The 22,646-nt window shown below is 70.6% G+C and carries 19 protein-coding genes and 1 tRNA gene; 10 read left to right on the top strand and 10 right to left on the bottom strand.

Translation table 11 applies throughout. The features are described from left to right. Window positions 1-18: 18 nt before the first annotated feature. The 3 genes from ACVTJA_RS20040 to hrpB are packed head-to-tail and all read left to right on the top strand — an operon-like array spanning window position 19 to window position 4,609. Window positions 19-723: an HAD family hydrolase gene (locus tag ACVTJA_RS20040; protein ID WP_465838322.1), complete on the top strand. Its 705-nt coding sequence runs from the start codon at window positions 19-21 to the stop codon at window positions 721-723. A 43-nt stretch (window positions 724-766) separates the two neighbouring features. Beyond that, window positions 767-2,008 (top strand): prolipoprotein diacylglyceryl transferase, encoded by a 1,242-nt coding sequence (locus tag ACVTJA_RS20035; protein WP_465838320.1) that lies wholly within the window; start codon window positions 767-769, stop codon window positions 2,006-2,008. Window positions 2,009-2,044: 36 nt separating this feature from the next. Next, window positions 2,045-4,609, top strand: a complete 2,565-nt coding sequence (gene hrpB, locus ACVTJA_RS20030; protein ID WP_465838318.1) for an ATP-dependent helicase HrpB — start codon at window positions 2,045-2,047, stop codon at window positions 4,607-4,609. Window positions 4,610-4,615: 6 nt separating this feature from the next. On the opposite strand, the gene ACVTJA_RS20025 is transcribed toward hrpB, so the two are convergent. Beyond that, on the bottom strand, window positions 4,616-5,095 hold the full coding sequence (locus ACVTJA_RS20025; RefSeq protein WP_465838316.1) for a GNAT family N-acetyltransferase: 480 nt from the start codon (window positions 5,093-5,095) through the stop codon (window positions 4,616-4,618). A 78-nt stretch (window positions 5,096-5,173) separates the two neighbouring features. On the opposite strand from ACVTJA_RS20025, the gene ACVTJA_RS20020 reads away from it, so the two are divergent. From ACVTJA_RS20020 to ACVTJA_RS20010, 3 genes are all read left to right on the top strand, one after another. Next, a complete protein-coding gene (locus ACVTJA_RS20020) occupies window positions 5,174-6,349 on the top strand; it encodes an MFS transporter (protein ID WP_465838314.1) in 1,176 nt (391 codons plus the stop codon). A gap of 16 nt (window positions 6,350-6,365) precedes the next feature. Further along, window positions 6,366-7,415 carry a hypothetical protein gene (locus ACVTJA_RS20015; protein WP_465838312.1) on the top strand — a complete coding sequence of 350 codons (1,050 nt, stop codon included), beginning with the start codon at window positions 6,366-6,368 and terminating at the stop codon, window positions 7,413-7,415. Between the two features lie 441 nt (window positions 7,416-7,856). Further along, a complete protein-coding gene (locus tag ACVTJA_RS20010; RefSeq protein WP_465838310.1) occupies window positions 7,857-8,372 on the top strand; it encodes a hypothetical protein in 516 nt (171 codons plus the stop codon). A 74-nt stretch (window positions 8,373-8,446) separates the two neighbouring features. Here ACVTJA_RS20010 and fdxA read toward each other — a convergent pair whose 3' ends face one another. The 5 genes from fdxA to ACVTJA_RS19985 all read right to left on the bottom strand — a co-directional run bounded on the left by fdxA (window position 8,447) and on the right by ACVTJA_RS19985 (window position 11,235). Continuing rightward, entirely contained in the window at window positions 8,447-8,782 is a 336-nt protein-coding gene (fdxA, locus tag ACVTJA_RS20005) for a ferredoxin FdxA (protein ID WP_465838308.1), read from the bottom strand. Between the two features lie 108 nt (window positions 8,783-8,890). Further along, entirely contained in the window at window positions 8,891-9,979 is a 1,089-nt protein-coding gene (gene asd, locus ACVTJA_RS20000; RefSeq protein ID WP_465838306.1) for an aspartate-semialdehyde dehydrogenase, read from the bottom strand. Between the two features lie 78 nt (window positions 9,980-10,057). Then, window positions 10,058-10,408, bottom strand: a complete 351-nt coding sequence (locus ACVTJA_RS19995) for a rhodanese-like domain-containing protein (RefSeq protein WP_465838304.1) — start codon at window positions 10,406-10,408, stop codon at window positions 10,058-10,060. Between the two features lie 135 nt (window positions 10,409-10,543). Continuing rightward, a complete protein-coding gene (locus tag ACVTJA_RS19990) occupies window positions 10,544-10,603 on the bottom strand; it encodes a hypothetical protein (protein ID WP_465840457.1) in 60 nt (19 codons plus the stop codon). Then, on the bottom strand, window positions 10,579-11,235 hold the full coding sequence (locus ACVTJA_RS19985) for an acyl-CoA dehydrogenase family protein (protein ID WP_465840455.1): 657 nt from the start codon (window positions 11,233-11,235) through the stop codon (window positions 10,579-10,581). Before ACVTJA_RS19985 ends, ACVTJA_RS19990 begins: the two co-directional genes overlap by 25 nt. Window positions 11,236-11,553: 318 nt before the next feature. Here ACVTJA_RS19985 and ACVTJA_RS19980 point away from each other — a divergent pair. Beyond that, window positions 11,554-11,625: transfer RNA gene (locus tag ACVTJA_RS19980), tRNA-Cys, on the top strand. Between the two features lie 88 nt (window positions 11,626-11,713). Here ACVTJA_RS19980 and ACVTJA_RS19975 read toward each other — a convergent pair. After that, window positions 11,714-13,381, bottom strand: a complete 1,668-nt coding sequence (locus tag ACVTJA_RS19975) for a right-handed parallel beta-helix repeat-containing protein (RefSeq protein WP_465838303.1) — start codon at window positions 13,379-13,381, stop codon at window positions 11,714-11,716. Between the two features lie 276 nt (window positions 13,382-13,657). On the opposite strand from ACVTJA_RS19975, the gene ACVTJA_RS19970 reads away from it, so the two are divergent. From ACVTJA_RS19970 to ACVTJA_RS19960, 3 genes are all read left to right on the top strand, one after another. Beyond that, the gene (locus ACVTJA_RS19970; RefSeq protein ID WP_465840453.1) at window positions 13,658-15,346 is read left to right on the top strand and encodes a SpoIID/LytB domain-containing protein; all 1,689 of its coding nucleotides are present in this window, start codon (window positions 13,658-13,660) and stop codon (window positions 15,344-15,346) included. Between the two features lie 122 nt (window positions 15,347-15,468). Continuing rightward, the gene (locus tag ACVTJA_RS19965; protein WP_465838301.1) at window positions 15,469-16,710 is read left to right on the top strand and encodes a TonB family protein; all 1,242 of its coding nucleotides are present in this window, start codon (window positions 15,469-15,471) and stop codon (window positions 16,708-16,710) included. 75 nt (window positions 16,711-16,785) lie between these two features. Then, window positions 16,786-17,682 (top strand): cation diffusion facilitator family transporter, encoded by an 897-nt coding sequence (locus ACVTJA_RS19960; RefSeq protein ID WP_465838299.1) that lies wholly within the window; start codon window positions 16,786-16,788, stop codon window positions 17,680-17,682. 2 nt (window positions 17,683-17,684) lie between these two features. On the opposite strand, the gene ACVTJA_RS19955 is transcribed toward ACVTJA_RS19960, so the two are convergent. The 3 genes from ACVTJA_RS19955 to gcvP all read right to left on the bottom strand — a co-directional run bounded on the left by ACVTJA_RS19955 (window position 17,685) and on the right by gcvP (window position 22,607). Next, window positions 17,685-18,062 (bottom strand): response regulator, encoded by a 378-nt coding sequence (locus ACVTJA_RS19955; protein ID WP_465838297.1) that lies wholly within the window; start codon window positions 18,060-18,062, stop codon window positions 17,685-17,687. Next, entirely contained in the window at window positions 18,059-19,486 is a 1,428-nt protein-coding gene (locus ACVTJA_RS19950) for an ATPase domain-containing protein (protein WP_465838295.1), read from the bottom strand. Before ACVTJA_RS19950 ends, ACVTJA_RS19955 begins: the two co-directional genes overlap by 4 nt. 214 nt (window positions 19,487-19,700) lie before the next feature. Further along, window positions 19,701-22,607 (bottom strand): aminomethyl-transferring glycine dehydrogenase, encoded by a 2,907-nt coding sequence (gene gcvP / locus ACVTJA_RS19945; protein ID WP_465838293.1) that lies wholly within the window; start codon window positions 22,605-22,607, stop codon window positions 19,701-19,703. Between the last annotated feature and the right edge of the window lie 39 nt (window positions 22,608-22,646).

Raw genomic sequence — 22,646 nt, 5'->3', positions numbered from 1 at the left:
GCCCGGAGCTTCCGTTAGATGGGGGCCATGCGGCCTACCGTCCTGCTCTTCGACATCGATGGAACCCTCGTCACCACCGGAGGCGCCGGGCGCCGCTCCATGGAGCTCGCCTTCGAGCGGCTCCACGGGCGGAGTGATGCGTGCGACTCGTTCAGCATGTCCGGGATGACGGACCGGGCCATCGCCCGCAAGGGGCTCCACGCCATCGGCGCGGAGGACTCGACGGAGGCCATCGACGCCGTCATCGCCGCGTACCTCGCCCACCTCGCGGCGGAGGTGCACAAGGTGGATGACCAGCGCTACCGCGTGTTCCCGGGCATGCGCGAGGCAGTGCAGGAGGCCCGCTCGCGCACGGGCTTCGCGGTGGGCCTGGGCACCGGCAACGTGCGCGAGGGCGCCCGCGTGAAGCTGGAGCGCGTAAGCATCTATGACCAGTTCGCCTTCGGCGGCTTCGGCTGCGATGCCGAGGACCGGACGGAGCTCATCCGCTTCGGCGCGAAGGCCGGCGCGGCGCAGCTCGGCGCGCCCGTGGAGGAGTGCCGCGTGGTCATCATCGGCGACACGCCCAAGGACGTGCATGCGGCCAAGGGCATTGGCGCGGAGTGCATCGGCGTGGGTACCGGCTCCTTCACGCCCGAGGCCCTGATGGCGGCGGGTGCCGATGCCGCCTTCCCTGACTTCACGCACCGCGAAGCGATGGCGGTGCTGCTCGGCGGACGCTGACGTCTCGTGGTATCTCCCGCCGCCCTTCCGAGGAGCCCGCTGCATGTCGTCCACGCTCGAGTCGTATGAGCTCATCCGCTTCGCCGAAGCCTTCGAGGCCCGGCTCGCCACCGCGGGAGAGATGCTCGCGGGCCGGCCCGGCCTGGAGGCCGAGAAGCGCTGGCTGGCCGATGCCCTGGAGCTGGTGCGCACGACGCGCGCGCCCTCCGCAGGCGTGCTGGACCGCGTGAAGGACCTGCCCGAGCTGGAGGAGGCCCGCGAGGAGTACGCGTTCCACCAGCAGGGCCTGTGGGTGGACGCGCTGGAGAAGCTGCACGCCGGCATCACCTTCACCGCGAGCAGCCGCGCGCCCGTCATCGAGGCGCTGTTCCCGCACGTGAAGTTCCCCCAGCTCCGCCGCGCGCCGCGTGACTCCATCATCGAGTACGCGACGTCGTACGAGCGGCGCACCAAGAGCTCGTACGTCGCGCGCATCTTCGCCCGCGACGACTTCGCCCTGGTGCGGCCGGTGATGGAGAAGGTGACCACCGCCTTTACCGAATGGCGCTCCAGCCACGAGCCCGCGCCGCTCACGCCCGAGGTGGAGAGCGTCCTGCGCGAGGAGCTGGTGGCCCTGGGCCGGAAGCTCGACGTGGCGCTGCGCCAGGCGCGGCTGCTGTCCGAGGCGGCGATGGTGCCCGTGCCCAGCGTCTACGAGGCGGCGGGCTTGAGCCTCAAGCCCAAGCGCCGCGCCGGACGCGGGCTGGGACCGACGGCCGAAGAGGCCCTGGTCGGCTTCGGCGAGGAGCCCGTGGACTCCATGGAGCCCACCGAGGCGGAGCTCGCCGAGGTCGCCGCGCTGGACGCGGGCGTCGGTGGCGCGATGGACTCCGAGGCTCCAGAGGCGGATTCGTCCGCGCAGGCGGCGTCGGATGGCGTGAGTGATTCCGCTGCGACGGAACCCGAGGAAGTGCGACCAGCGCCAGGGGCAACCGACGCCGTCAGTGCCGGAGACGCCTCCACCGCGGCCCCCTCGGAGTCCCCTCCCCCGGCCACGGACGCCCTGCCAGAAGCCCGCGCCGAGGAACCGGTAGCGACTCAGGAGCAGCCGTCCGCCGAGTCCAACGGCGAGCCCCAGGCCGAGCCTCGCGGCGCCCGGAAGGGACGCAAGAAGGCGGAGGCCGCTCCCATTGCTTCCGAGGGAGAAGCACCGGCTCCCGCCGCGAGCGCGGAGGCACAGGCGCCTCGCGTGCGGAAGAAGAAGGCGACACCTGCTCCGGACGCCTCCGGCTCCGAGACACCCTGAGCGGTCCTCGGACCGCGCCGTTAGAGGAACCCGGCCATGGCGGACGTCGCCCTTCCCATCGACCCTCTCCTGCCGGAGGTCGTCTCCACGCTGCGGGGTACTCGCTCGCTCGTGCTCGAGGCCCCTCCTGGCGCCGGCAAGACGACGCGCGTGCCTCGGGCGCTGCTGGAGGCCGGGCTCGGAGGCGGCAAGGAGATTGTCGTCCTCCAGCCGCGCCGGCTCCCCACCCGGCTCGCCGCGCAGCGCGTCTCCGAGGAGATTGGCGAGCGCGTCGGAGAAACCGTCGGCTACCAGGTCCGCTTCGAGGACGTGCGCGGCGCGAAGACGCGTCTGTCCTTCGTCACCGAGGGCGTGCTCGGCCGCCGCCTGCTGACGGACCCGAAGCTCAAGGACGTGGGCATCGTCGTCCTCGACGAGTTCCACGAGCGGCACCTGTCCGCGGACATCTCGCTCGCGATGCTGCGCCGCCTCCAGGAGACGTCGCGCCCGGACCTCAAGGTCGTCGTCATGTCCGCGACCCTGGAGGCCGAGCCCATCCGGCAGTACCTCGGAGGTTGTCCCTCTCTGCGCTCGGAAGGGCGCCGCTTCGACGTGAGCGTGGAGTACCTCCCCGCGCAGGATGACCGGTACCTCGACCAGCAGGTGCTCTCCGGCATCAAGCGCGTGTTCGCCAACGGGCTCGACGGCGACGTGCTCGTCTTCCTCCCCGGCGCCGGAGAAATCCGCCGCGCGCGAGACATCTGCGCCGAGTTCGCCGAGCGCCACGGCGCCGACGTCCTCCCGCTCCACGGAGACCTCTCCCCCGCCGAGCAGGACCGCGCCGTGCGCCGCAGCTCGCGCCGGAAAATCATCCTCTCCACCAACGTCGCCGAGACGTCCGTCACCATCGACGGCGTGGCCGTGGTCATCGACACCGGGCTCGCGCGCGTGGCGAGCCACTCGCCGTGGTCCGGCCTGCCGCAGCTCAAGCTGTCCAAGGTCAGCCGCGCCTCCGCGATTCAGCGCGCGGGCCGCGCCGGCCGCACCCGCGCGGGCCACTGCCTGCGCCTCTACACCCAGCACGACTTCGACGGCCGCCCCGAGCAGGAGGCCCCCGAAATCCGCCGCATGGACCTGGCGGAGACGGTGCTCTCCCTGCGCGCCTCCGGCATCACCGACCTCGGCGCCTTCCCCTTCTTCGAGGCGCCGCCTCCCGCCTCGCTCGAAGCGGCGGAGTCGCTGCTGCGCCGGCTGGGCGCGGTGAATGCGAAGGGGCTCGTCACGGACGTGGGCCAGCGGCTCCTGCGCTTCCCCGTCCACCCGCGCCAGGCGCGCGTCATCGTCGAGGGCGAGCGCCGCGGCGTGGGCAACGAAGCCGCGACACTCGCGGCCCTCATGGGTGAGCGCGACATCCGCCGTGAGGCCCGCGCCAACCTGGGCAGCGGCAGCCGTGGCGCCGCTGTCGTCAGCGGCCCGTCCGACCTGCTGGAGCTGCTCGAGCGCTTCCGCGACGCCGAGCGCGCGAGCTTCGCCTCCGGGCGGCTGCATTCGCTCTCGCTCGAAGCCGGCGCGGTGCAGTCCGTGGACCGCGTGCAGAAGCAGCTCCGGCGCGCGGTGCGCAACCAGGGCGAGCGCCCCCAGCGCCCCGAGGATGTCGAGCAGGCGCTGATGCTCAGCGTGCTCGCCGGCTACCCGGACCGCGTGGCCCGCCGGCGCCGTCCCCGCGCTCCCGAGCTGCTCCTGTTCGGCGGTGGCACCGTCTCGCTCTCCGAGATGAGCGTGGTGCAGGACGCAGACCTCATGGTGGCCGTGGACGCCGAGGAGCGGCCGGGCCGTGGCGCCGTCGTGCGGCTCGCCAGCGCCGTGGAGCCCGAGTGGCTGTTGGACCTCTACCCGGACGCGCTCGAAGAGGTGGACACCCTCCAGTGGAACGCCGAGGCCCGCCGCGTGGAGCGCCTCACGCGCCTGTCCTACGGCAACCTCGTGCTGGAGGAGACGCGCACCCCCGCCCCACCCTCCGAGGAGGCCGCGCGCGTCCTCGTCGAGGCGGCGCTCGCCGCGGGGCCAGGGAAGTTCGCGGACCCGGAGGCCCTGGAGCAGTGGCGCACGCGCGTGGCCCTGCTCGCCCAGGCCTTCCCCGAGGCGAAGTTCCCCACCGTGGACGACGCCTTCCTGCGCGACGCGCTGGCCTCGCTGTGCTCCGACGCGCGCAGCTTCAAGGACCTGGAGGGCGTGTCACTCCTGGACGCGCTCTACGCGCGCCTCACCTCCGAGCAGCAGCGGCTCCTGGCCAGCCATGCCCCGGAGCGCGTGACGCTGCCCGGCGGGCGCGGCGTGAAGGTGCACTACGAGCCCGGCAAGCCGCCCTGGGTGGAGTCGCGCCTGCAGGACTTCTTCGGCATGGCCCAGGGGCCCAACGTGTGCGCGGGGCGCGTGCCGCTCGTCCTGCACCTGCTGGCGCCCAACATGCGCGCGGTGCAGGTGACGACGGACCTGGCCGGCTTCTGGGAGCGGCACTACCCGGCCATCCGCAAGGAGCTGTGCCGCAAGTACCCGCGGCACTCGTGGCCCGAGGACCCTCGCCACGCCCAGCCTCCCGCCCCGAAACCACCGAGGCGGTGATGGCGGTTACAGGCGCTTGTGCATCTCCAGGTGGTCGATGCCGGCCTCCTGGAAGACGGCGCCCACCGGCTCGTAGCCGTGCTTCTTGTAGAACTCGAGCGCGTAGAGCTGCGCGTGCAGCATGATGCCCGTGCAGCCGCGCTTGCGCGCCTCGTCCTCCAGGTGGGTCAGCAGCATGGAGCCGACGCGCGCCTTGCGGTGCGCCTGGAGCACGGCCATGCGGCCAATCTGCCCCCACTTGCCGGACTGGTTGGCGGGAGCCTGCGGCAGCATCACCAGACGGCCGGTGCCAATGGCATGCCCGCCCTGGTTGGCGATGATGTGGTAGGCATTGGCGTCCTCCGCGTCGCGCTCGATGCCCTCGGGGACGTGCTGCTCCTCGATGAACACCACTTCGCGGATGGCGAGCGCCTGCATCAGTTCCGCCTCACCCTGAATCTGGGTGATGGTAACGGGCGCGGCGGTGGTATCCGTGGGGGTGGCCATGTCGGGGGCAAGGTACACAAATCCCCGGTGCGTCAACAGACGGAAAAAGCCCCCGGGCATGGCAAGGTGCGGGTCCCCATGCCAGGCCAGCATCCGGCAGCCGCCCGAGTATCCCTGGCCGGCTTCTATTTCCTCTATTACGCGACGGTAGGAATCGTCCTGCCCTTCCTGCCCGCGTACCTCAAATCGCTGTCGCTCTCCGCGACGCGGGTGGGGCTGCTGCTGTCCATTGGTCCGCTGCTGTCCCTGGTCGCCCCGCCGGTATGGGGGCACCTGGCCGACCGTACAGGTCGTGCCGCCCGCGTGCTCACCGGCTTGGCGTGCGGCGCGACGCTCGCCTTCTCCCTCCTGCTGGTGGCGCGGAGCTTCCCCGCGCTGGTGGCCACGCTGGTGACGTACGGCGCCTTCGTGTCCTCGTTCCCGCCGCTCATCGACAGCCTGGCGATGCACCACGTGGCGCGCACCGGCTACAGCTACGCGCACCTGCGGCTGTTCGGCTCGCTGGGCTTCATCGCCTCCAGCGTGGTGTTCGGGCTGTGGGTGACGCGGGTGGACCGCACGCTGGTGGTGGCGCCGCTCGTGCTGCTGTTCCTGCTCATCCCGTGGACGCTCACGCTGCGGGACACCGCCGTGCCCGGGCCGCGTCCGCACCCGCTCGCGGGGCTGCGGCTGCTGCGCCACGCGGAGATCCGCTGGCTGCTGGCGGCCACGTGCCTGCACTGGCTGGCGTGCGCGCCCTACCATGGCTCGCTTTCCATCCACGTCATGTCGCTGGGGTTGACTCCCTCCGTGGTGGGGCTGACGGCGGGCGCGGGCGTGCTGGCGGAGGTCGTCGTCATGGCGCTGTACCCGCGGCTCGCGGGAGGCCTCGCGCCGCGCCACGTGCTGGGCTTCGCCTTCGCGGTGAGCGCGCTGCGCTGGGGCGGCATGGCGCTGACGTCGTCCGCGGGCGTGCTGTTGGCGCTCGCGCCGCTGCATGGGTTGACGTTCGGCGCCTTCTACGTGGCCTGCGTCGCCTTCCTCGCGCGGCGCGTGCCGCCGGAGCTGCGCGCGTCCGGACAGGCGCTGTTCGCCGCCGTCACGTTCGGCGTGGGCGGGCTGGTGGGCTACGCCACCTCCGGAGCCGTCTATGACTGGCTGGGCGGGCACCGCCTCTTCGCCGTGGCCGCGGTGCTGGAGCTGGCCGCCGCCGCGCTGGTGCTCCAGGCCTCGCCTGCGCCGGAGGGGGAGCCCCTGCCGGTGGAGGCCTCGTGATAGGCTCCGGCACGTCATGCGTTCCGCCCCACTGTTCGCACTCGCCCTGAGCCTGCTGGCCCTACCCGCCGCCGCCCAGCCGGAGCTCTTCTTCGGCAACGGTCAGGCCCCCGTCTTCCGCGAGGAGGACCTGGACAAGCGCTTCGTCAAGACGCGCATGTACAAGGCCCTGCGCGAGGGCACCCAGGACGCCAACTGCGCGCAGGTGGTGGGCGCCATGTTCACGCTGCTCGGCGAGTCGGGGGCGCTGTTCCACAAGCGCGACGAGAACTTCATGCTGGAGCCGGCGCTGGTGCAGGCGCTGAACACCCAGCTCGTCAACGGGCGATTCCCCGGCAACGCCTTCTTCGTCGCGATGGTGCGGCGGGTGCTCATCGACCAGAAGCTGTCCCCCGAGTGGCTCGGCACCGCGCAGGCGCTGGCGCCGTACTACCCCGCAATCGACATGGGCAAGCTGCGCTTCCTGTCGGACGGCGTGAAGCCGCTGGACAGCTTCCTGCTCACCCTGCCGGTGCTGCGCGAGCGCTACAAGGAGGACGTGGAGCGCGCCACGTCCGTGGCCGCCTCCACCTCCGAAGCGCTCTTCCGCGACAACTACCTGGACCACGAGCTGGCCTTCTCCGGCCTCGAGGTCGTCGACGTGAAGCTGGAGAAGCCCAAGAAGAAGCGCCTCAAGAAGGGCGAGGAGCCGGAGAAGCCGTACATGGTGGCGCGCCTCGTCTGGGTGGAGCCGGAGCCTCCCTCCACGACGCAGTACGAGTTCCAGTTCGGCAAGCCGAAGAAGCGCATGAAGGTGGACATCACCGCGAAGCTCGCCGAGACGCAGTACGTGGACCTGAACAAGCTCCTGCGCGGGACGAAGGTCCTCATGCGCGGCCGCTTCTGGGAGTACAAGAAGGGCCTCACCTCCATCGAGATGCGCGACGCGCTGGTGTTTCCGGAGCGCGACTGGACGCAGGTGACCACCCTGGTGGACCCGGTGGCACTGGAGGCATGCCCCCTGGCCGTCAATGATTTGACGGGCCTGGCGCCCGTGCAGCCCGGCGCGTTCGGCACACGCCGCTAGGACGGCATCCCGCTCCCGGACGCCCGTCCGTCGCATCGCACGCCTCCGGGGCCTTCCCCGGGGCGTGGCTCCTGGCACGTCCCCTGCTCTGTCCCTCGCGCCACCCACGCGAGGGATGCCATGAAGGTCGATGCCCCAGAGTCCCCAGCCAACGCCGCGCAAGAGAAGCAGGCGCCGGACGGGGCCCGGTTCCAGAAGGCACTTCAGGAGGCGGATGCGAAACGGAGCAGGGACGCAAGTCCGCCGGCCAGGTCCGCTCGGGCTCCTGCCCGCGAAACCGCTCCCCCGCTCCGCCCCGGCACGGTGTCCACCCGAGGCCCTGGACCCACGGGCGCGCGGGCTTCCGCGCCACTGACGGCGAGAGCCTCGGGCCCCGTCCTCGCCACCTCGCGCGGGGCACTGGCCAGCAGCGCGGAGAACCTCGGACGAACGCGGCAGGCGATGCACGCGGAGGCGCAGCGGCTGGGCTCGGTGCGAAGCGACGCCGGCACCCAGGCACAGGAGCGCACCGAGCACCGGCTCGCCGACCTCATCAAGCGCGAGCTGGCCCGTGAGACGCCGCCACCCGAATCGCGCCCCGCGTCCGTCACCGTGACACCCGACACGGGCCGCCGCGCGGCGGAGGTCCCCGCCCCAGAATCCAGAGTCGCAGGCATCGAAGCAACGGGGAGCGGCGGCGCGGCCAGCACCGAGGCGGTGACTCCCTCCACGCACGCGGACGCCGCCCTGGAGCTCATCGAGCGCATCGAGGTCTTCGTGAAGTCGCAGCGGCCGGCGCTGAGCCTGAGCCTGCGCGGCTCGCTGGACGCCACGGTGGAGGTGGAGCGCACAGGCCCCCGCGAGGTGGCGCTGCGCATCCAGGGCCGGCGAGGGCCGATTCCCACCGGAGAGCTGGCGCGGCTGCGGGACGCGCTGGAGGCGCGCGGGCTCCGGCTGCGCTCGCTGCGCGCGGAATGATGGAACCCGCAACGACGAAGGCCCTCGCGCCGTGGGGCGGGAGGGCCTTCCAGGGACACGCAGTGGCGGGCGGCCTACTTGCCGGGCTTCGCCTCGAGCAGGGAGCGCTTGTCCTGCTTGTCCTTGTACTCTTCAGCCTCGGGCAGCGAGTCCTTCTTCTCGGCGATGTTGGGCCACTTCGCGGAGAAGTCAGCGTTCAGCGCCTTGTACTCCGTCCACTTCGCGGGGAGCTCGGTCTCCGGGAAGATGGCCTTGGTGGGGCACACGGGCTCGCAAGCGCCACAGTCGATGCACTCGTCCGGGTGGATGACCAGGAAGTTGGCACCTTCGTAGAAGCAGTTGACCGGGCACACCTCGACACAGTCGGTGTACTTGCACTTGATGCAAGGCTCGGCGACGACATAGGCCATGAGAAATCTCCTCTAGAAGAATCTAGCGCGTCCGCGGGCGCGCACAGTAGTGGTTCGAGCCGGCAATGGCACCCTCAATCTGAGTCGAGGGTGCCTCGCGCTTCGGGGTCAGCCCAGCAACCCCTGGGCCCGAAGCTGCTCCGCCACGAGGATGGCCCCGCGCGCGGCCCCCATCTTGGTGTTGTGGGAGACGAGCACGTACTTGAAGCCGTTCTCCAGCACGCCGTCCTCGCGCACGCGGCCCACCGTGGTGGCCATGCCGCCGTGGGTGTCGCGGTCCAGGCGGGGCTGCGGGCGGAACGGATCATCCAGCACCTCAATCCAGCGCGGAGGAGCGGACGGCAGGCCGCGAGCCACCTCGGCCCCCTTCCACTCGCGCATCGCCTGGACCACCTCGGCGACGGTGGCCTTCGCTCCGAGCGACACGAAGACGGACTCGGTGTGGCCCTCCATGACGGCCACGCGAGTGCACGTGCAGGACACCCGGACGTCATGGGGCGTGAGCGCCGCGCCGTCGGGCTTGAGCGCGCCGAGGATCTTCTTCGTCTCCACCTCCACCTTGTGCTCTTCCTTGGGGATGTAGGGGATGACGTTGTCGAGGATGTCCAGGCCAATGACGCCCGGCGAGCGGCCGGCGCCGGACATGGCCTGCAGGCTGGTCATCAGCACGGCCTTCACGCCGAAGCGCTCGACGAGCGGGGCCAGCGTCACGGCGAGGCCGGTGGTGGTGCAGTTGGGGCTCGGGACGATGTAGCCCTTCCAGCCGCGGCGCTTCTGCTGCTCCCTCACGAGCGGCGCATGCGAGGCGTTGACGGGCGGGATGAGGAGCGGGACGTCCTCGTCGTAGCGAAAGGCGCTGGCGGAGGAGAAGACGGGGATGTCCTTCGCGAGCTTCGGCTCCAGCTCGCGCGCGACGTCCGCCTCGACGGCGGAGAAGACCAGGTCGTAGTCCTTGGCCTGGAGCGCGTCGCCGCTGACCACGGGCATGCGGGCAATCTCGGGGGACAGCGGCTCGTTGACGAACCATGCCGTCATGCCATTGGCCGTCTTCAGGGCGTCCCCATAGGCTTTGCCCGCCGAGCGGGGCGACGCGGCGAGGCCGGTCAGCTCGATGAACGGGTGGTTCTTCAAGGCCGCGATGAACTGCTGTCCAGCGAGCCCAGTGGCGCCAATCAGCGCCGCGCGAAGCCTGGCCATGGGGGCATGTCTCCAGTGGAGGGTGAAGTCGGCCGCTCCATACACCCTTTGTCGACGCGCCGCATCCTCCACCCCACGTCAGCGGTGGAGGGCGACCTGGGGCGCGGTATGGCGCTCGGTGGGGTAGCCCCCCGTCACCCAGGCGCCGAGCCCGCCTTCGAGGCACACGGCCTCGCGCCCGCGCATGCGCAGCAGGCGGCAGACGCGGCGGGTGTCCCGCCCGTCCGGGGCGCATCCACAGAGGACGATGAGCTCGTCATCCGGGAGCATGTGGAGCTCGCGAGCGACTTCCGTGGGCGTCATCCGCAGCGCGCCGGGAATGTGCAGCCCATAGCGTTCCCAATCAGAAGGCTCACGACAGTCGAGGACGAGCACTTCGTCGTCACCCAGGCGCATGTACAGCTCGGCACAGACGATGGTGGGCTCCACGAAGACCTCCGCGGGGTCTTCTCCGGGAACCCGGAGCGCCGGGGACCTCTTCCGTCCCGCTCGGCCGCCTGCTCCACCTGGGCGGCGCGGCCCTACCGCACCGCGCCACCCACTGTAGGCGAGCCCCGCCTACAATCAGAGCCCGAGCTGCTTGGCGATGATTTCGTTCATCACCTCGCTGGTGCCGCCGCCGATGGGGCCCAGGCGCGCGTCGCGCCAGTGGCGCCCACCGCGCCGAGGGCGAGGGACAGGCGCTCCCACTGGAAGTTGCCCATGATTTGCGAGAAGCCCTGCCCCTCCACGCCGAGCAGGTTCTCCGCCGGCACGCGGCGGTCCTCGAAGAAGAGCTCCGCCGTATTCGAGGCGCGCCAGCCCACCTTCTTCAGCTTGCGGCCCACGCTGAAGCCCGGCGTGCCCTTCTCCACCACCAGCATGGACAGGCCCTTGTGGCCCTTGTCCGGGTCCGTCTTCACGGCCAGCACCACGAAGTCCGCGCGCACGCCGTTGGTGATGTACGTCTTGGAGCCGTTGATGACGTAGAAGTCACCGTCGCGCCGCGCGGTGGTGCGCAGGCCGGCCACGTCCGAGCCGGCATCCGGCTCGGTGATTCCGAGCGCGCCAATCTTCTCGCCGCGGATGGCGGGGGCGAGCCAGCGGCGCTTCTGCGCGTCCGTGCCGAAGAGGTGGATGGGGCCTGTCGAAATCGTGAACTGCGCCGCGAGGCCCGCGGACACGCAGCCAGAGCCGCAGCGCCCCAGCTCCTCCAGGAGGACCGCCTCGTAGAGCTCTCCGGCCGCCGAGCCCCCGGACTCCACCGGGTACTTCAGCCCGAGGAACCCCAGCTCGCCGAAGCGCGTGAAGAGCTCCCGAGGGAACTCCTCGCGCTCCTCTCACTCCGCCGCGAAGGGGAGGACCTCCTTGTCCACCACTGCCCGCACCGTGCGGCGGAATGCGTCATGCGCTTCCAGGTACAGCCCATGCCCGTGCAGCGTCTCCAGGACACCTCTCTCTTCGGGGGGCCGACGCGCACCCGGGGTGGAACCTTTTTGCGGGCGTCATGGTAACGGAACGCAATGCGTCCATGCTGCTGTTGCATCCTTGACCGGGCGGTGGCCGGCTGCGTATAAAGCCGACCCCATCCTCTCGGCGCCATAGCCAAGTGGTAAGGCAAAGGTCTGCAAAACCTTCATTCCCCGGTTCGAATCCGGGTGGCGCCTCAAAGACAAAGGCCCGATGCGGAATCAGCTCCGCATCGGGCCTTGTCATTTCCGGCCCCTGATTTTCGGGGCGTGGGGCGGACCGCCGTCAGCAGCCCAGCTCCACCGCGCCGATGTCCGGGCTCGCGCCGCAGAAGGGCAGGCCCACGTCGGTGCCCTTGTCCACCGCCGCGGTGCCGGGGGCGAAGGCCTCGCCCAAATCCGACGCGCCGGCCGCGGACGAGGTGTCACCGGTGGCGGACTTGAACGCGTCCAGCCCCTCGAGCGTCCCGTTCTTCTTGAACTGCGCGCCGGCCGGGAAGAGGTTGGCCGCCATCTTCATGCCCGGGGCCTGGCCGCCCAGGTCCATCGCGAGGGGCGCGGCGTCCACGATGTTGTTCTGCACCACCGGGGCCTGCGTGGGCCCGCCGGTGCCGTGGCCGATGATGAAGGCCGTGGCCACGCGCGCAATCGTGTTGTTGACCACCACCGTGTTGCTGGAGTTCTCCAGGCGGATGCCGGTGCCCTCGCCGCCGCCCACGTTGGTGATGTCGTGCACGCGGTTGCGGCGGATGACGATGCCGCTGGGCATGGGCCCCTCGCGGTTGCCGCCCACGGAGATGCCCTTGGCGCTGTCGTAGATTTCGTTGTCCTCCACCGTCACGTTCTTCGCGGAGTAGTGGACCACCACCACGTCACCCTTCGCCGTGGACGTCGGGCGGAACTGGTGCATGCGGTTGTTGCGGACGACGACGTTGTGGCACGTCTTGATGTCCACCGCATTCTCACGGTTGGCGTAGAAGTGGTTGTTCTCCACCACCAGGCCGTCCGCGGGGGGCAGCGAGCTGAAGCCCTCGGGCCCCAGGCACTGCACGGAGTCACCCGAGTTGTCGTGGATGTCGTTGTTGCGCACGGTGATGTCGTGCGACGTCGGCTGCACCACGACGCCGTGCGAGTCCTTGTTGCCGGTGGTCCGCACGAAGTCGTGGATGTGGTTGTTCTCGATGGTGGCACCGGTGGCGTTGCCGAACGTCGTCACGCCGGCTCCGCCGCCGCCATGGTGCAGCTCCGAGTTGGCCAGCACCGAGCCCTGCACGTTGCCCTCGAAGGTGACGCCGAAGAAGGCCTGTCCCTGGATGTCGAGGTCGAAGCCGTCGATGACCCAGTTGGGACGGCGCACCTGCACGAGCGCGCCTCCGCCGTTGCCGGGGGTGAGGCGCGGACGGCCCTCGCCCTGGAGCGTGATTTTCGCCTCCGGGGTGCCGGGCTTCGCGTTGTCACCGAGGATGATGCGCTCGTTGTAGGTGCCCGCGAGGACGCGGATGACCTCGCCGGGGTTGGCCTGGGAGATGGCCTTCGCGATGGTGCGGAAGGGCTGCGCGGCGCTGCCGTCGCCGGAGTCGTTGCCGGAGGAGCTCACCACCCACTCACGGCTGAAGTTGGACGTGGCGGCGGGCGCCAGCGCGGAGGCCTTGGTGCCCGGCTGGGGGCCCGGCTCGGCGATGTTCGCGTGGTCCGCGTGCGCGGGCAGCGACTCCACGGGCGTGTTGGGCACGGGCTGCACGCCGAGGGGCGGCTCCACGCTGGGGTCGGTCGTGGGCGCGCCCGGGGCGGCGGGGGCCGTGGTGTCGGGCGCCGGAGCGGACGGGTTGCCCGGCTGGAGGTCGGGAAGGGGGAACAGCCCGCCGTCGGCGTGCGCGGTCGCGCCGAGCATGAGCAGGCTCGCGGCCAGGGCGGCCGTCGGGGTCTTCTTCAGGAGAGCTCGTCGAATTCGCATGAGCCAGGGCAACGCGGGGGCGGGGGCGTTGTATTCACGCCATGTCCGGGCTATCCCGGCGCCCCGGTGGCCATCCGGCCGTGACAGCCCACCGGGCCCGCGGCTACGGTGGCGCCCTCCGTGCGACTCGCCGTCCCGCTGCTCCTAGCCGCCCTCCTGCTCGCCGCGTGCGCCAGCCCGAAGCCCGCGCCCGGACGTGTCCCCTCCCCCGCGGGCGGGCAGGCAGGCGTTTCTCCGGATGGAGGCACGGCGACCTCCGAGGATGCGCGCGGAGGGATGGGCGATGGCGCTCCCCACCCGGAAGCCTCCGAGAACGAGCGGAGCGGCACGGGCACCGACGGTGGCGTCGCCGCGAGCCCTGCCCTGCCCGGCCTGGAGGCCGAGGACCCGCTCGCCCAGGGACTGCCAGGCCCCGGGGACCTCAAGCGGCTCGACTTCCGCGGCGGCGAGCCGCGCATCCCCATCCGCCTGATGGAGGGCCGACGCGAGGTGACGTTCTCCTCGCGAGGCCGCATGAAGCTCCGCTTCGGAGGCCCCGTCGACAAGGTGCTGGACGCCGCGGCCGGCACGCGGTGGACGGTGCGCGTGACGCAGGGCGAGCCCGCGGTGCTCACCGCGCGCGTGCAGCTCGGTGAGTTCCGCATCAATGACCGCGAGGGCCTGAGCGCGGCCATGGAGGAATGGAAGGCGCGTGGAATCGCGGTGCGCGCGCACGTGCTCGGCGCGGTGTACGGCATCGCCGGCAAGGTCATCGACAACCGGCGCTACCTGCTCCTCGTGGACGAAGCGCTCACCCCCGAGGCCGCGAGCCGCAAGCAGGCGGAGCTGCTGCGCGGCTACGGCGTCAGGACGTCCCTCTTCGAGGAGGTGCGCACCCCGGCGAGCGCCATCCTCGAGCTGCGCGACGAGGCCGGCGTGGTGGTGGGCCTCGCGCAGGACAAGCTGGACGCCGAGACGCCGGACGGCGCGGGCTTCGACGTGCGCCAGGTCGAATACGGCGTCGGCTACGACTTCCACGGCTTCGAGGACCGCACCTTCCGGGGCGCTCTCCAGCTCGTGGTGGACCGCGCCGGCACGCTGGCCGTGGTCAATGTCGTGCCGCTGGAGGACCTGCTCAAGGGGCTGGTGCCCTCGGAAATCTTCGCGCGCGCCCACCCGGAGGCGCTCAAGGCGCAGGCCGTCACCGCGCGGGGCGAGCTGCTGGCGAAGGTGGGAATCAAACACCTCGCGGACCCGTACCTTCTCTGTTCGGAGCAGCACTGCGCCGTGTACCGCGGGCGCACCGGCGAGGTGGCCAGCACCACCGCCGCCGTGGAGGCCACCCGGGGCGAGGCCCTCTTCAGCCATGATGGGGGGCGGCTGGTGGACTCCGTCTACAGCGCCGTCTGCGGCGGCCACACCGAGGACAACGACGTGGTGTGGGGCGGCCCGCCGGACCCCAGCCTGCGCGGCCGCCCGGACGTGCTGCCCAACGCGGGCCACTACCCCCTGCCGGCGCACCTGGAGGAGTGGCTCGCGGCCACCGACCTCCCCGCCGCCTGCCGGCTGTCCAGCTTCGCGCAGCCGAGCAAGTTCCGCTGGGAGAAGCGCTTCACGGCCGAGCAGGTCAACGCCCTCACCCGCCACCTGGGCATCGGCCGGGTGCAGGCCCTGGCCTTCTCCGAGCGCGGCGTGTCCGGGCGGGCCCGGGTGCTGACGCTCTCCGGCGAGCAGGGGGCCACGCAGATTCGCGGAGAGCTGAACATCCGCCGCCTCTTCGGGATGCTGAACAGCAGCATGGCGGTGGTGCAAGCCGAGCGGGACGCCGAGGGCCAGATTACCGGCTGGCTTTTCCGTGGCGGCGGGTGGGGGCACGGAGTAGGGATGTGCCAGACAGGCGCCATCGGTCGGGCGGAGGCCGGGCAGCGCTACCAGGACATCCTCCGTCACTACTTCAACGGCGCCGAGGTGGCCCCCATCTATTGATGCCTGGAGGGGGGCGGCTCATGCGTACCAGTGCACGTCTCGCGAATCTCCTCCCCTGCCCGCCTGTTCTGCCGCGAACGGGACGGGAGTAAGCCGCCGGCCCGGAGGTTTATCATCGCGCCGTGAGCACGGGTTCTTCTCCTACAGACTGGCGCCGCCGGAAGCGGCAGGGCTCCCCGTGGCGCATGGTCGCCGCGGTGGCGCTCGCCCTCCTGCTGCACGCCGTCTACGTGGGCGCCGTGCTGCTCACGGGCAGCCTCGCGCCGTCCTCCAAGGAGAAGCGGCCCTCGAAGCCCACCTCCGTGGCCGTCCGTCCCCTCTCCGCCGACCAGTGGGCGAAGAATCGCGGCCAGATGGACCCGCGCGCGAAGCCGCAGGTGTCCGAGCGCGCCAAGGTCAAGGAGAAGAAGGAAGAGGAGAAGAAGCCCGAGGACAAGCCCAAGGGACAGGTGGTGGACGTCGCGCCGGGCAACGACCAGGTGGACCCGAACGCGAAGTACCTCGCGGAGAGCGACAACCGCGTCAACAAGGAGACGCGCGCCCGCGAGCAGACGCCCTTCTACCGCAACGCCATGCCGCAGCGGACGGCGCCGCAGGCCCAGGAGGGCGCGGACTCGCGCCAGGACCAGGCACCGCGAATGACTGGCAACAACGGAATGGGCAACGACGAGAAGCCCATGGCCGAGGCCCAGAAGAAGCCCTCCCTCGAGATTCCCGACGCGCGCCGGAAGAACGAAGTCGCCGTGAAGACGGACCCCAACACCCGGGGGCCGGGCATTTCGGTGAACCAGCAGAACGAGAGCGACGAGCTGACGGGCAACTCGAAGCGCCTGAAGATTCAGCCGGGCGCGGGCTCCGAGGAAGCCGGCTCCGCGGGGCGCATGGGCAGTCCGGGCATGGCCGCGCTGCAGCCCTCGCGCGCCGCCATGGACAGGGTGGTGGGCGCCGCGCCCAATGACCACCTGGACGCGGACGAGGGCGACGAGACGCTCCTCAACACCCGCGAGTGGAAGTACGCCAGCTTCTTCAACCGCGTGAAGCAGAGCGTGGGCATGCACTGGAACCCCAACGAGCAGCTCCGCCGGAGGGACCCGACGGGCGCGACGTACTCGGGGAAGGACCGGTACACGCTGCTGACGATTACGCTGGACGAGAAGGGCCAGCTCAAGGACGTGCAGGTGGACAAGAGCAGCGGCCTGGACTTCCTGGACCTGGAGGCCGTGTCCTCCTTCAAGCGCGCGCAGCCCTTCCCCAACCCGCCGCCGGGCCTGCTGAGCCAGGACTCGGAGGTGAAGTTCCAGTTCGGCTTCTTCATGGAGATGGGCGGCGGCCCGCGCATGCGGCTGTTCCGCCAGCCGAACTGACGCGCGCACCTGGGCGCTCCGCCGGACGCACGACGTTCTCGCGGCCGGGCGTGCTTCCCGGTAGCTTGCCGCGCCGTGGAAACGCCCGTCACAGACCGCAGCCTCGCCATGCAGCAGCGCAACCGGAAGGTGCGCCTCGTGCTGCTCGCCATCCTCGGTGCCAACTGGGTGGTGGCCGCCGCCAAGCTCGCCTTCGGCCTCATCAGCCAGTCCGCGGCGGTGACGGCGGACGGGCTGCACTCGTTCATCGACGGCGGCTCCAACGTGCTGGGCCTCGTGGCCATGGGCGTGGCGTCGCGCCCGGCGGACGAGGACCACCCCTACGGCCACGGCAAGTTCGAGGCGCTCGCGTCGCTGGGCATCGGCGCCATGATTGGCATCGGCATGCTGGAGCTGGGGCGCATGGCGCTCGACTCGCTGCTGCACGACAAGCACCCGCAGGTGACGGCCACCATGGCGGGCGTCATGGTCTTCACCCTCGTCGTCAATCTCGCGGTGACGCGGGTGGAGGGGTACTACGGGCGCAAGTACAAGAGCTCTCTGCTGATGGCGGACGCGAGCCACACGATGTCCGACGTCTACGTCACCCTGTCCGTGCTCGTATCGCTGTTGCTGGTGTGGCTGGGTTACCCGCGCGCGGACGGCGTCATCGCCCTGGGCGTCATGGTCTTCGTGGCGTGGGTGGCGTACGGCATCGTCCGGCACTCGGTGGGCATCCTCTCCGACACCGCGCGGTTGGACCCGGTGGAGGTGGCGCGCAGGACGATGGAGGTGACGGGCGTGCGCTCCTGCCGCGACGTGCGCAGCCGCGGCATGGAGGAGAGCGTCTACGTGGACCTCAAAATCGAGGTGGACCCGCAGTTGTCCACCGCGCAGGCCCACGAGGTGGCGGACCAGGTGGAGACACGCCTGCAGGACGCCTACCCGCAGGTGGTGGACGTGGTGGTCCATGTGGAGCCGGCGCGCGCGTAGCCCTACCCTCCCCGCCCGCGCGCCCTGCCCTTGTCGAGCGCTCCGGTGATGATGTCGAGCAGCGTCTCCAGCTTGAAGGGCTTGGCGAGGAAACCCGCCACGCCGTGCCCCTGGAGCACCGAGCGGGACGCGGACGTCATCACCACCACCGGTACGTGCTGGATGCCCCCGTCGAGCGCCTTCGCCGTGAGGAAGGCCATGCCGTCCATCAGCGGCATCATCAGGTCCAGCAGCACCAGGTCCGGCCCCTTCTCCGATAGGAGCCGCAGCGCGTCCAGGCCGTTGCGGGCGTACAGGGCCTCGTAGCCCTCGTCCTCCAGCACCTCGCACAGGGTGGCCGCGAGGATGTCTTCGTCCTCCACGACGAGGATGCGGCTCATGGCTGCTTCCTTCCCGGCTCCCGCACCTCGAAGCCCCGCGAGGAGATGAACACCTCACGCAGGCGTGGGTCATGCGCGCTGTCGCGCATCGTCAGCACGGAGATGCGCCGGTGCAGGCAGTCGTCCTGCTCGAAGAAGCGCAGGAAGAGGATGTTGTCGCAGAGCGTCTCCACGCCGCGCATGGGGGAGTGCAGCTCCGTCCCCAGCAGCTCGGTGGGATGCTGGGTCAACAGCACGGTGACCTCCCTGTCTCGCAGCGCGTTGAGCAACGCGGCGATGAAGCGCGGAGCGCGCTCCGGGTCCATGGACTCGCGGGCGAAGGGCTCCAGCCCGTCCAGGAAGACGCGCTGGAAGTGGTGCTCGTCCACCAGCTCGATGAGCTCCTGCGCCATGGCGTCCGGCAGCGTCTCCACCGGGGCGCGCGCTTCGAGGCGCAGCGTGCCGGCTTCCACCAACTCGCGCAGCGGCAGCCCCACCGCGTCCGCCTTGCGCAACAGCTGCGCGCTCCGCTCCGCGAAGCCGAAGTACAGGCCCTTCTCGCCGTGGCTCGCGCCCTCCACCAGGAAGTGCAGCCCCAGCAGCGTCTTGCCGCAGCCCGGGCTGCCCAGCACCAACGTGGACGACAGCGTGACGAGCCCTCCGCCGCACAGCGCATCCAGCCCCGGAATGCCCCACCGCGAGCGCCGGTCCGGGTCCGCCACCTTCTCGGAGTTGTTCGGGTTGAGGACCTCGTAGCGCGGGAAGACGGACACGCCGTGCCCGTCGATGGTGAAGGTGTGCCGGCCCGGCAGGTTGTTGCTGCCGCGGAGCTTCACCACCTCCAGGCTCCGCGCGGCCTTGAGCCCCACGCGCTCCATGTTGAGGGAGAGGATGCCGTCCGCCATGACGTGCTCGACGTCCGCGCCCCGCCCCTCCTCCGAGCTGAGCAGGAAGGTGGTGCAGCCCAGGAGGCTCGCGCGCATGGACAATGCCTGGAGGAACTCGCGCTGCGCCACGTGCGCGCGGATGTGCTCGCGCACCACGGAGAAGCCGTCGATGACGAGCAGCCGCGCGGCCTTGTCCCGCATCACCTGGGTGAGCAGCTCCAACAGCCCATGCGCGCCGCCCGTCCTCAGCGCGTCCACGCCGCTGACGTAGTGCACGCGCGTGCCCACCACCTCCGCGTCGAAGAAGTCCAGCGAGCGCAGGTGCAGCACCATCCGCCCGTGCGACTCCGTCAGCATCGTCACGTAGACGGACGGCTCACCCTTCTTCGCCAGGTTGAAGCACATCTGGTTGGCGAGCGTCGTCTTCCCGGTGCCCGGCGGCCCGGTGAGGATGTAGAGCCCCCCACGCAACCAGCCTCCGTCGAGGATCTGGTCCAGGTAGGGCGTGCTGCTCGAAAGCCGGGTGTCCTCCGCTGCGTCGGGAGGGATGCGGTCCACACGTTGCTCCTTCGTCCACCCAAACCGTCACCCACCAGACGATGGACATTGGCGGAAGGAGGCGTCACATCCCGCCCGTCGCCCAGGCACGGGGACGACTCACCGTCCGCACGGCCGCGGAGCAGGCGGGCTGGCGAAGACTCGAGCGTGGAAAACACAAGGGCCGCCTCCCCGCGAAGGGAGACGGCCCCGGTACCTCAGGCGCTCAGGAGCGTCAGGCCACTGCGGCCTTCGTCTCCGGCGTCATGTAGTCCTCGATGGGCGGGCACGAGCACACCAGCTTGCGGTCACCGAGCACGTTGTTCAGGCGGCCCACGGACGGCCAGAACTTGTTCTCGCGCACCCACGGGGCCGGGAAGACGGCCAGCTCGCGCGAGTAGGGCCGGTTCCACTCCGGCGCGGTCAGCACGCGCGCGGTGTGGGGGGCGTTCTTCAGGACGTTGTTGTCCTTCGGCATCCGCCCCTCCTCGATGTCCCGAATCTCCTGACGGATGGCAATCATCGCGTCGCAGAAGCGGTCCAGCTCCGCCTTGGACTCAGACTCCGTCGGCTCGATCATCAGCGTGCCGGCGACGGGGAAGGACACGGTGGGCGCGTGGAAGCCGTAGTCCATGAGGCGCTTGGCCACGTCCTCCACCTCCACGCCGGAGGTCTTCTTCAGCGGGCGCAGGTCGACGATGCACTCGTGCGCCACCTTGCCGCGCTTGCCGCGGTACAGCACCGGGTAGTGCGGCTGGAGCCGCTCGGCGATGTAGTTGGCGTTGAGGATGGCCAGCTTCGTGGCCTGGGTGAGGCCCTCGCCGCCCATCATCGTCATGTACATCCACGAGATGAGCAGGATGCTGGCGCTGCCCCACGGCGCGGCGGAGATGGCGCCGATGGCCTCCGAGCCGCCCATCTGAATCACGGGGTGGCCGGGGAGGAACTTCACCAGGTGGCTCGCCACGCAGATGGGGCCCATGCCCGGGCCGCCACCGCCGTGGGGGATGCAGAACGTCTTGTGCAGGTTGATGTGGCAGACGTCCGCGCCGATGGAGCCCGGCGAGGTGAGGCCCACCTGCGCGTTGAGGTTGGCGCCGTCCATGTACACCTGGCCGCCGCGCTCGTGGATGATGGAGCAGATCTCCTTGATGTCCTCCTCGAACACGCCGTGCGTGGAGGGGTACGTCACCATCAGCGCCGCGAGCTTGTCCTTGTGCTCGTCCGCCTTGGCGCGCAGGTCCGCGAGGTCGATGTTGCCGTCCTCGTCGCACTTCGTCACGACGACCTTGTAGCCCGCCATGACCGCGGAGGCCGGGTTGGTGCCGTGCGCGGACGAAGGAATCAGGCACACGTCGCGGTGACCCTGACCGCGGCTCTGGTGGTACGCGCGGATGACGAGCAGGCCCGCGTACTCACCCTGGCTGCCCGCGTTGGGCTGCAGCGAGCACCCGGCGAAGCCCGTCACCTGCGTGAGCATGTGCTCGAGCTGCTCGAAGATGACCTTGTAGCCGGCCGCCTGCGAGGTGGGCGCGAAGGGGTGCAGCTTGCCGAACTGCGGCCACGTCACCGGAATCATCTCCGCGGTGGCGTTGAGCTTCATGGTGCAGCTGCCCAGCGGAATCATCGAGTGCGTGAGGGACAGGTCCTTCGCCTCGAGCCGCCGGATGTAGCGCAGCATCTCCGTCTCGGAGTGGTAGCTGTTGAAGACGGGGTGCGCGAGGTACGCGCTGGTGCGGCGCAGCGCCGGCTCCACCGGCGTCTCCACGCTACCGCCCACCTCCTCCAGCGACGGAGCGGAGGCCTTGCCCACGCCGGTGGCGAAGGCCGCGAGGATGGCCTCCACGTCCGCGGGCCGCGTCGTCTCGTCCAGCGACACGCCCAGCGTCTTCTCGTCGATGCGGCGGAAGTTCATCCGCGCCGACTCGGCGGCCGCGAGCACCCCGCGCACGTGCGCGGGCGTCAGCTCCACGCGCAGCGTGTCGAAGAACTGCTCGTGCTTCGGCTTGAGGCCCAGCTTCGTCAGGGCCCGCGCCAGCACCACGGTGAGGCCGTGCACGCGCTCGGCGATGGCCTTCAGCCCCTTGGGGCCGTGGTAGACGGCGTACATGCTGGCGATGACGGCCAGCAGCACCTGCGCGGTGCAGATGTTGCTCGTGGCCTTCTCGCGGCGGATGTGCTGCTCGCGCGTCTGCAGCGCCATGCGCAGCGCGCGGCGGCCCTGCGCGTCCTCGGACACGCCGATGATGCGGCCCGGCATGACGCGCGTGTACGCGTTCTTCGTCGCGAAGTAGCCCGCGTGCGGACCGCCGTAGCCCATGGGGACGCCGAAGCGCTGGGCGCTGCCCACCGCCACGTCCGCGCCGAACTCGCCCGGAGGCGTCAGCAACGTGAGGCTCAAGAGGTCCGCCGCGACGACGAGCAGGCCGCCCGCCGCGTGCACCTTGTCACCGAAGGCGCGGTAGTCGTGCACCACGCCGTCCGTGGCCGGGTACTGCACCAGCGCGCCCACGTACTTCTTCGCGCCCAGGTCCACCGTGCGGTGGTCGCCGACGACGATTTCCACGCCCAGCGGCTCGGCGCGGGTGCGCACCACGTCCACCGTCTGCGGGTGGCAGGCGTCGGAGACGAAGAAGGCGGCGCCGTGCCCGTCACCCTTCTGGTGGACGGCGAGCGCCATGGCCTCGGCGGCGGCGGTGCCCTCGTCGAGCAGCGAGGCGTTGGCCACCTCCAGGCCCGTCAGGTCCATGATGAGCGTCTGGAAGTTGAGCAGCGCCTCCAGCCGGCCCTGGGCAATCTCCGCCTGGTACGGCGTGTACTGCGTGTACCAGCCCGGGTTCTGGAAGATGTTCCGGAGGATGACGTTCGGGGTGTGGGTGTCGTGGTAGCCCATCCCGATGTACGAGCGGAACACCTGGTTCCTGGCGGCAATCGCCTCCAGCTGCGCGAGCAGCTCGTGCTCACCGCGCGGCGGCGCGAGCTTGAGCGGCTCCTTGGAGCGGATGACCGGCGGGACGGCCTGCTCGATGAAGGCATCGAGCGAGGTGACGCCCAGCGCGGACAGCATCTGCTTCAGCTCATGCTCGTCCGGTCCGTTGTGACGGCCGGCGAACGACTCCTGGTACTTCCAATTCAAGGACATGGCAGTCGGGCTCGCGTGCGAGTCGTGAGTCAAAAAATC

The organism is Pyxidicoccus sp. M6 (assembly GCF_055568925.1).
The sequence above is the reverse complement of the archived record's forward strand: the minus strand, read 5'-3'. Positions and strand labels throughout refer to the sequence as shown.